Raw genomic sequence first — 1,452 nt, 5'->3', positions numbered from 1 at the left:
TATGGAAAGAATCAGATTCACCTTATATTTCTATTGCCACCATCACTATTCCACAACAACAGTTTGATACCGCCAAACAACAACAGTTCTGTGAAAACCTATCCTTCTCACCATGGAATTCTCTGGCTGAACATAAGCCTATCGGAGCTTTGAATCGGGTTAGAAAAGTAGTTTATCAAGCTAGCTCGTTGTATCGCCATCAGTTTAACAAAACGGCAGTGCCGAAACCTTTAGACTGGTAACAAAATAACAACACATAGTTTGCGTAAAACTTAGCGTTATGGAATAGTGTGGCCTGTAAATCACAGGCTAACCGACTGAAATATCGCGGAAAAACTGGGTTTTAGAACTGAAAACAGGGGGTCAATTTCAAAATGAAGATAATGATATTTATAAAAGACAGGAATATTAAACGATGACTGTTGTGGTAGTTGGAGCCAGCGGTGCAACTGGCCGTTTATTAGTGGAACAACTACTCAATCGTGATCTGAATGTTAAAGTTATTGTGCGATCAACTGATAATCTGTCTAATGATATAAAGAATCATCCAAACTTATCTATAGTCCATGCCAGTGTGCTTGATTTAAGTGATGCTGATATGGCTTTACACACTAAAGGTTGTGATGCTGTGGCTTCATGCCTAGGACACAATCTAACTGTTAAGGGTATGTATGGTCAGCCACGATTATTGGTGACGGATGCGACTCGCCGACTATGTGATGCTATCAAAACACATGCAGCCGAAAAAACCGTTAAGTTTGTACTGATGAATACCACTGGCAATAGGAATCGTGATCTTGATGAGCCGATTTCATTTGCTCAAAAATGCGTTATTGGGCTTATTCGTTTATTGATCCCACCTCATTCAGATAATGAAAAGGCGGCTGATTGTTTACGCAGCCAAATTGGACAGAATAATAAACATATCGAATGGGCCGCTGTGCGCCCAGATGGTTTGGTTAATGAACATGAAGTCTCTGAGTATGAGATACATCCTTCACCGATTAGAAGTGCCATTTTTGATGCTGGAACGACCAGTCGAATCAATGTCGCTCACTTTATGGCTGATTTAATCACTGACGATAACATCTGGCAACAATGGCAAGGTAAAATGCCCGTTATCTATAACAAAACGACATCAACTTAAACTGAATTTATCCTATGGCTCTTAGCTCAACAATTAATAAAATCTCACTTAATATTGCTGATATGGATCGGCATTATTATCAAAGCCATGAATTAACGGTGGCACAACATCCTTCTGAAACCGATTTGCGTTTTATGGTGCGTCTTGTTGCCTTTATGGTCAATGCCAGTGACTCACTTAGTTTTACCAAAGGCATCGATAGTGATGATGAACCCGATTTGTGGCAAAAATCACTCACCGATGACATTGAGTTGTGGATTGATTTGGGACAAGTCGATGAAAAACGAATTCGTAAAGCCTGTGGC

2 protein-coding genes and 1 pseudogene are annotated in these 1,452 nt (G+C 39.9%); all 3 read left to right on the top strand.

Features of this window, described 5'->3' with window-relative positions:
- A pseudogene (locus AC3AYF_RS20945) lies at window positions 1-242 on the top strand (hypothetical protein); the annotation flags it as partial.
- Between the two features lie 173 nt (window positions 243-415).
- A complete protein-coding gene (locus AC3AYF_RS20940) occupies window positions 416-1,147 on the top strand; it encodes an NAD(P)-dependent oxidoreductase (RefSeq protein WP_487780397.1) in 732 nt (243 codons plus the stop codon).
- 14 nt (window positions 1,148-1,161) lie between these two features.
- Window positions 1,162-1,452, top strand: a 291-nt coding sequence (locus AC3AYF_RS20935) for a YaeQ family protein (RefSeq protein WP_487780396.1), incomplete at its 3' end; no start/stop codon positions are given.

It is taken from the genome of Salinicola sp. (genome assembly GCF_982684285.1).
Note: the sequence above shows the minus strand (reverse complement) of the source record. Positions and strands in the feature narration are given on the sequence as shown.